This is a genomic window from Actinomyces sp. ICM39, from assembly GCF_000282935.1.
GTDB lineage: Bacteria > Actinomycetota > Actinomycetes > Actinomycetales > Actinomycetaceae > Pauljensenia > Pauljensenia odontolytica_B.
The window spans coordinates 1-7,142 of sequence record NZ_ALCB01000044.1; the positions used below are offsets into that span (position 1 = coordinate 1).

At 66.4% G+C, this 7,142-nt stretch carries 8 protein-coding genes; 2 read left to right on the forward strand and 6 right to left on the reverse strand.

Annotation, left to right across the window (positions count from 1 at the left end):
- The 6 genes from HMPREF1137_RS02580 to HMPREF1137_RS02605 all read right to left on the reverse strand — a co-directional run.
- On the reverse strand, window positions 1–993 hold a 993-nt coding region (locus HMPREF1137_RS02580), incomplete at its 3' end, for a chromosome segregation SMC family protein (RefSeq protein ID WP_007588589.1).
- Window positions 994–1,013: 20 nt separating this feature from the next.
- Window positions 1,014–1,484, reverse strand: coding sequence for a nucleoside-diphosphate kinase (ndk, locus tag HMPREF1137_RS02585; RefSeq protein ID WP_003792595.1), 471 nt, complete (start codon window positions 1,482–1,484; stop codon window positions 1,014–1,016).
- Window positions 1,481–2,233, reverse strand: a complete 753-nt coding sequence (gene dhaM, locus HMPREF1137_RS02590; protein WP_007588613.1) for a dihydroxyacetone kinase phosphoryl donor subunit DhaM — start codon at window positions 2,231–2,233, stop codon at window positions 1,481–1,483. The genes ndk and dhaM overlap by 4 nt, the downstream gene beginning before the upstream one ends.
- Window positions 2,230–2,871 carry a dihydroxyacetone kinase subunit DhaL gene (gene dhaL, locus HMPREF1137_RS02595; RefSeq protein ID WP_007588604.1) on the reverse strand — a complete coding sequence of 214 codons (642 nt, stop codon included), beginning with the start codon at window positions 2,869–2,871 and terminating at the stop codon, window positions 2,230–2,232. Before dhaL ends, dhaM begins: the two co-directional genes overlap by 4 nt.
- Before the next feature lie 28 nt (window positions 2,872–2,899).
- Window positions 2,900–3,892 carry a dihydroxyacetone kinase subunit DhaK gene (gene dhaK / locus HMPREF1137_RS02600; protein ID WP_007588615.1) on the reverse strand — a complete coding sequence of 331 codons (993 nt, stop codon included), beginning with the start codon at window positions 3,890–3,892 and terminating at the stop codon, window positions 2,900–2,902.
- A 119-nt stretch (window positions 3,893–4,011) separates the two neighbouring features.
- Complete coding sequence (locus HMPREF1137_RS02605; protein ID WP_007588602.1) at window positions 4,012–5,682, reverse strand: bifunctional folylpolyglutamate synthase/dihydrofolate synthase; 1,671 nt, start codon at window positions 5,680–5,682, stop codon at window positions 4,012–4,014.
- 232 nt (window positions 5,683–5,914) lie between these two features.
- On the opposite strand from HMPREF1137_RS02605, the gene HMPREF1137_RS02610 reads away from it, so the two are divergent.
- Window positions 5,915–6,274, forward strand: a complete 360-nt coding sequence (locus HMPREF1137_RS02610) for a hypothetical protein (RefSeq protein WP_007588592.1) — start codon at window positions 5,915–5,917, stop codon at window positions 6,272–6,274.
- 314 nt (window positions 6,275–6,588) lie between these two features.
- Complete coding sequence (locus HMPREF1137_RS02615) at window positions 6,589–7,068, forward strand: hypothetical protein (protein WP_007588590.1); 480 nt, start codon at window positions 6,589–6,591, stop codon at window positions 7,066–7,068.
- Window positions 7,069–7,142: the final 74 nt, after the last annotated feature.

Sequence of the window (7,142 nt, forward strand, 5' to 3'; positions counted from 1 at the left end):
CTCGTCGAGCACGTCGGGGTCCTCGCCGCCCGGGGGCAGCTCGGGGGTCGCCCGCAACGCAACCTTCTGGGTCGCGGCCATGAGTGTGCCGCGTAGGCGCTCGGTGATCGTGGTCAGCGCCTGCCAGTCGGAGGATGCCTGCTCGAGTGCCGGCGAGGACGCCCGTTCGGCTTCCTCCAGGCGTGACAACTCGGCGCGCGCGGCGGCTATCTGATCCTCGAGCGAGGCCCGGCGGGCTTCGGCCGACTCGTCCGATGCCTCGAGCACGGACAGCTTCGACAGCGCAGACGCCAGGTCGTCGGCGAGCAGGCGGGCCTTCGCGTCACGTACGCGCGCCTGAATGAGGGACGCGCGACGAGCAACCCTCGCCTGGCGCGCCAAAGGACCCAGCTGGCGGTGAATCTCATTCGTCAGATCCAGGACGCGCACGAGGTTCGCGTCCATGTCGGCCAGCTTCTTGAGCGCGCGCTCCTTACGCCGACGATGCTTGAGGACGCCCGCGGCCTCCTCGATGAACCCGCGACGCTCCTCGGGCGTCGAGGACAGAATCGCGTCGAGCTGCCCCTGGCCGACGATGACGTGCATCTGACGGCCCATGCCCGTGTCGGAGAGGAGCTCCTGCACGTCCAGCAGCCTCGCCGGAGTGCCGTTAATGGAGTATTCGGAGCCGCCCCCGCGGAACAGGGTGCGGCTGATCGTCACCTCGGAATACTCGATGTCGAGCAGCCCGTCGGTGTTGTCAATCGTCAGGTCCACCTGGGCGCGCCCCAACGCCGCGCGCCCAGATGTCCCCGCGAAAATCACGTCCGCCATGTTCCCGCCGCGCAGCGCGCGGGCACCTTGCTCGCCCATGACCCAGGCGAGAGCGTCGACGACGTTGGATTTACCCGACCCGTTGGGGCCGACGACGCACGTGATGCCCGGTTGGAGGGCGAGCGTGGTCGCACTGGCGAAGGACTTAAAGCCCCGCAGCGTCAGGTTTTTGAGGTACACCCTTGCAGGTTAGCCGTGTCTCAGTAAATCTCCGGGAACCACAGGGAGATTTCGCGCGTTGCGTTGTCCACAGAGTCCGAGCCGTGGATCAGGTTCTCCATGTGGGGGCTGTTCCACGCGCGACCCAGGTCTCCGCGGATCGTGCCCGCGGGGGCCGTCGTCGGGTCGGTCGACCCCATGAGGACGCGCATGCCCTCGACGACGCGCTGGCCTTCGACGATGATGGCGACGACCGGGCCGGAGCTCATAAACTCCAGGAGGCCCTCGAAGAAGGGCTTGTCCTTGTGGTCGGCGTAGTGCTCGGCGAGCAGCTCGCGGGAGGCGATCATGAGCTTGAGGCCCTTGATCGTGTAGCCTTTGGCCTCGATGCGGCGCAGGATCTCACCGGTCAGGCCGCGCGCGTAGCCGTCGGGCTTCACGACGATGAGGGTGTGCTCCAGGGTGGGGTCGAGAAGGTGCTGGGGCTCCAGCAGAACACTCTTAGCGCTCACATTGTCTCCTTTGATGATGAGGGTTGCTCAGTTGCGCTTTCCAGCATATCTGTCAGGGCCGCGACCGCCGCTGTGGCGTCTGCCCCATTTGCCTCGATGTGGACGCTCTGACCTTGGGTAATACCCAGGGCCATGAGCTCCAGGACCGACCCGCCGTCCGCCCCATTGACCGTGACCTCGGCGTTGAAGGTGCCCGCCAGGCGCACGAAGGCGGCGGCGGGTCGCGCGTGCAGGCCAACGGGGTCTGCAACGACCGCGTCCCCCTGCGCCCACGTCGACGAGGCCGGGGCCCCTCCCCCGCTGAGCTTCGCGGGAGCGGGGCTGGGTGCCTCCTGGGCGGGCACGTCGTCCACGCGGGGGGCCAGGGCGGCTGCAACGGCGGCGACCTGGTCAAGGTCTTCGCCGAGCTGGGCCCGCACGGAGGATGCGACGGCCCCTTCGACGAGGCAGGTGTCGACAAAACGCACGCGCTCGGGCTCATCGCTCATGTCGATGACGGATTCGACGGTCATCGTGGCCGAGCCAAGGTCGGTCAGGACAATGACGCCGCTGCCCTCACCGTCCACGGCGGCAAGGGCGGCCTCGAGGGCCGTCTCCACGAGCTCGTAGGAGGTGCCGATGCGGCCGTCGTCCGTGCCTCCTGCAGCCTCGAAGTGCACGTCGGGGGCCATCTGGGCGGCCAGCTCGCAGACTCCGTTGGCCAGAGAGGCCGAGTGGGAGACGATGACGTAGGAAACGCGCACGCTCATGCCGCGTCGGCCTCGCCCGCTGCGCGCACGGCGGCGCGCAGGATGAGGGAGGTGGACACGGCACCCGGGTCGAGGTGTCCGATGGAGCGTTCGCCCAGGTATGAGGCGCGTCCCTTCGTGGCCCGCATGGGTTCCGTCGCGGCGGCTCCGGCCTCGGCGGCGGTAGCTGCGGCCTCGAGGACGGCCGCAGGATCGCTACCGGCCTCGGCGGCCGCGCGGGCGGCCTCGAGGGCGGGCGTCCACGCGTCCACCATGGTCTTTTCGCCCGTGGTGGCCTTGCCTCGGGCCTGGATTCCATCGAGCGCGCCCGCGATCACCGCTGCCACGCCCGCGCCGTCGAGTTCACCGTCACCGGCGGCCTTCGATGCGCGCAGGAACGCCGTCCCGTACAGGGGCCCGGCGGCGCCGCCGACCGTGGACATGAGGGTCTTGGCAACCGTCTTGAGGACCTCGGCGACGCTGCCCGGCTGGGCCTGTCCCAGTGCCTCGACGGCGGCCTTGAATCCGCGGTCCATGTTTTCGCCGTGGTCGCCATCCCCGATGGCTCGGTCCAGGTCCACCAGGTAGTCGCGCTGCTCAGCGACGTCCGCCGCTGCCAGCTCAATCCACCGCAGTGCCCACGCTGCATCTAGGCTCATCGTGTTTCTCCTTGTCCTGCTTCGCTGCTTACTTCCAGGCGACCGTGTTCACGGGTGCGTCGAAGAGCTCGAGGAGCTCGTCATCGGCGCGCATGAGGGTCACGGAGACGCCTGGCATCTCCAGGCTGGTCACGTAGTTGCCGACCATCTGGCGGGCGATCTCGATGCCGTCCTTCTTCAGCAGGGCTGCGAGGGCGCGGAAGCAGATGTAGAGCTCGGAGACGGGGGTGCCGCCCATGCCGTTGACGAGGGCGACGACGCGCTCGCCGTCGGTCAGGCCCAGGTCTTCGCGCACGCGCTCGTAGAGCTCGGCGACGAGGCTGTCGGCGGGCTCCATGGAACCGCGGCGGTATCCGGGCTCGCCGTGGATGCCGATGCCCAGCTCAATCTCGTCCTCGCCCAGGTCGAAGGAGGGCTTACCGGCGTGGGGCACGGTGCAGGGGCCCAGGGCCAGGCCCATGGAGCGGGTCTGGTCGTTGACCTTGGTGGCGATGCGGGTGACTTCTTCGAGGGAGTCGCCGCGCTCGGCGGCAGCGCCCGCGATCTTCTCGACGAAGATCGTTCCGGCGACGCCGCGGCGCCCCGCCGTGTAGAGGGAGTCCTCGACGGCGACATCATCGTTGACGACGACCGACGAGACCTTGATGTCCTCCATGTCGGCCAGCTCGGCGGCGGTCTCAAAGTTAAGGACGTCGCCCGTGTAGTTCTTGACGATGTGCAGGACGCCCGCGCCGTGGTCGGCGGCCTTCGTGGCCTCCAGGATCGGGTCGGGGGTGGGCGACGTGAAGACCGCACCGGGCACGGCCGCATCCAGCATGCCTTCGCCGACGAAGCCCGCGTGCAGGGGCTCGTGTCCGGATCCGCCGCCGGAGACGAGGCCGACCTTGCCCTCAGCCTTGGGGACGTGACGGGTCACGAAGTCGGGCGAGTAATGGACATCGACGAGGTCGGGGTGGGCCAGGGCGAAACCTTCGAGGGTTTCGCGGACGACGGCGTGGACGTCATTGACGAGCTTCTTCATGATGCCTCCTTGCACATTGCTCATCTGTACTTGTATGCGTGATCAATCGTGCCACCTTTGAGCACGAAATCCCAACCGTGGCGGCCGCCACGATGCGGCCGCCTTGGTTGGGTTACATCCTAGCGTGGGCTGTGACCGGCGAGGGCCAGCATTTCCCCGGCCAGCATGACCGAGCCAAACACGAGAACTCCGCTGCGATCCGCGGGCTCGGCCCCGGCCTCGGCAATCTCGGCTGCACGATCGACCGCGTCCGCCAGCGACTCGCGCACGTCTACCCGGTCGGGACCGAAGACCTCCTCGGCAATCTCGGCGAGGCGCGTAATGTCGGCCGCTCGCTCGCCCGGCATCTGCGTGACGACCAGGTGATCGATGAAGGGCTCGACCTCGGACAGGACGCCCTCGACGTCCTTGTCCCCCATCGCCGCGTACACGCCCGCGATGCGCGCGAACCCGAAGGAAGATTCCACGGCCTCGCGCAGGGTGGCCGCACCCGCAGGGTTGTGCGCGGCGTCCACGATGATCGTGGGCGAATGACGCACGACCTGCATGCGTCCCGGGCTGGAGGCGTTCATGAGGCCCTGCTCGACGATGCGACCGTCCAGGCCGCGGCCGCCCATGAAGGCCTCGACGGCGACGAGGGCCGCCGCCGCGTTGTGCGCCTGATACTCGCCGAACAGCGGGACGAACACGTCCTCGTAGACCGCAGAGGGCGTGCGGATCGTAACCATCTGGCCGCCGACGCCCATCTGACGATCCACGACCTCGAAGTCGCGGCCCTCAACGCGGGCAATCGCGTCGACGGAGCGCGCCTGCTCGAGGAGGATGTCGAGGACTTCCTCCTCCTGCTTCATGATGACGACGACCTGGCCGGGCTTGATGATACCGGCCTTTTCGCGCGCGATCTCCTCGATCGTGGAGCCGAGCCACTTCGTGTGGTCCAGGGCGATCGGCGTGATGACGGAGACGCCCGCGTCGATGACATTCGTGGCGTCCCAGCGCCCGCCCATGCCGACCTCGACGACGGCGGCGTCGACCGGGTAGTCGGCGAAGGCCGCGTACGCCATGATTGTGAACACCTCGAAGAAGGACAGACGGGGGCCGCCCTCCTGCGAGCTGCGCTCGTCGACCATGCCGACGTAGGGGGCGATGTCCTCCCATGCGCGTATGAAGCCCTCGCGCGTGATCGGGTGGCCCTCGAGCGAGATGCGCTCGCGCACGTCGAGCAGGTGCGGGCTCGTGAAGCGGCCCGTCTTCATGCCGAAAGCGGTGAGCAGCGAGTCGATCATGCGAGACGTAGAGGTCTTGCCGTTCGTGCCCGTGATGTGGATCGACGGGTAGGAGTTCTGCGGGTCGCCCAGGATGTCCAAGGCAAGCTTCACGCGGTCGAGCGTGGGGTCGATGTCATGCTCGGGTGCGCGCGCGACGATGGACTGGTAGATCTCCTGCACGCGGGCATCCAGCGCGACCTCATCTTCAGCCTTGGCCAGCGCTGCCTCGTGGGAGGCGCGCTCGTCGCGTGCCTCGGCGGCGTCGTCGGCGAACTCCTCGTCCACCTCGCCCTCGATCTCGGCGAGGACGGACGGGTCGGGGCCCAGCAGCAACGAGTGCTCGACGAGTGCGCGCAGCGCGGCCTCGCGTTCGCCCTCCTCAGCCTGAGGGTCGGTTCCCTCCCCCGCCTCGGTCTCCTCGACCTCGTCAGCCGCTTCCAGGTACGGGATCAGGTCGGCCGGGATGCCGCCCTGCTGGTCCTCGTGGGTGGGGTCTTGCCCGAAGAACGATTCGCCTGCCATGTTTCCTCCGCTGCTCGCAGTGTCTTCGCTATTTTACCGGGCCGGGCGCGGCAGGCGGCTTGTTCCGCCGGTCACGGCGCGTTGTCGCGCACAGTTCGCGCGTCGTCATCGACGAGGCCGGGGCGGGTTTCTCCGGGAACCTTCGTATTCGCCGCAGGCCGCTCGTCGGCACCGGGTCCGCGAAGACGGATAGGATTGCTTCCATCAAGGTTTTCCCTCAAGGAGGCAACACATGGGTAAGTGGTTTGGTCAGGCCAGCGAAATCGAAGAGCTACGCGCCGAAAACCGCCAGCTGAAGGAACAGGTCGCGAACCTCGAGGCACGACTGCGTGCCGCTTATGCGGACGCCGGGGTCACGGCTCTCGCCGGATCCGCCTCCCCCACGTTCGAGGCAGCAGCCCCCACCCCGGTTCCTGCTCCCTCTTCCCCGGCCTCAGCCTCGCTCCCGGAGCTGAACGCGGTGGAGCTCCAGCTGATCGCCGACGGCAGGATGATCAACGCCGTCAAGACCTACAAGGACCGCACCGGCCTCGACCTGAAGACATCGAAGGCGGCAATCGACGCCGCCCGCAGCGCGTCGGCACATAGGTGACCGTTTCCCCGGTGACGCTGGCTCATGCGGATAGGTTGTGCGCTTGCGGATAGGTTATGCAGATACGGATAGGTTATTAACCTATCCACATGCTCGTAACCTATCCGCATCATCGTCACCACCACTTTCCGGAGGCACTGCAGCACTCCGAACGACAAAATGGCCACGAGGATACCTCCACGTTCTCAGACTGCTTCACGGGTAAGAACAACACGCCGTCACAACAGTAATTACACATTAACTATTCAGGTTAGGGTGTCATCATCCACGCAGGCACGTGACCCCATCACGCATCAATTGCCACGGAGGCACCCATGAAACAAGCGATCATTGCTGGAGCGTGCATCATTGCACTCGCTACCCTCGGAGCATGCTCAAACACTACTGAAAGCTCGGCTTCGAACACGCCAAACCAGCCAGTTAGCTCGGCCGCACCTACTACCGAATCCCCGGCCACACCGGCGAACCTGACGGGCACCTGGAAAGAAAAGAACCCGAACGAAGACAGCTACCAGATCGCTAGAGTCACCGCTGACACCATCGAGATCTACTGGCACACGTCCGACAGTGACGCTCTGTACTGGGCGGGTAGCTACATTGCCCCGACAGATTCGAAGACACCGTACACGTGGGATTCCGTCAACGATACAGAAAAAACCGGATCTGCAATTCTTGCATCCTCTGACGAGACCAAGACCTTCACCTACTCCGACGACACTATCTCCTACAGCGTGACAGCGCTGGGAGTCACCAAGAAGGTCATCTTGGAGCGTGCTGACATCGATGTTCCCTAACGAAATTTCCATCTGATCAACGCACAAGGTTGGGGCCGGGAGATTTACCTCCCGGCCCCAACCTGTACAGGCGG

What these genes read in the sequence shown, in the direction of transcription:
- dhaM (WP_007588613.1), bottom strand. Translation starts at nt 2,233, where the DNA reads ATGAGCGTGCGCGTTTCCTACGTCATCGTCTCCCACTCGGCCTCTCTG.
- dhaL (WP_007588604.1), bottom strand. Translation starts at nt 2,871, where the DNA reads ATGAGCCTAGATGCAGCGTGGGCACTGCGGTGGATTGAGCTGGCAGCG.
- dhaK (WP_007588615.1), bottom strand. Translation starts at nt 3,892, where the DNA reads ATGAAGAAGCTCGTCAATGACGTCCACGCCGTCGTCCGCGAAACCCTC.
- HMPREF1137_RS02605 (WP_007588602.1), bottom strand. Translation starts at nt 5,682, where the DNA reads ATGGCAGGCGAATCGTTCTTCGGGCAAGACCCCACCCACGAGGACCAG.
- HMPREF1137_RS02610 (WP_007588592.1), top strand. Translation starts at nt 5,915, where the DNA reads ATGGGTAAGTGGTTTGGTCAGGCCAGCGAAATCGAAGAGCTACGCGCC.
- HMPREF1137_RS02615 (WP_007588590.1), top strand. Translation starts at nt 6,589, where the DNA reads ATGAAACAAGCGATCATTGCTGGAGCGTGCATCATTGCACTCGCTACC.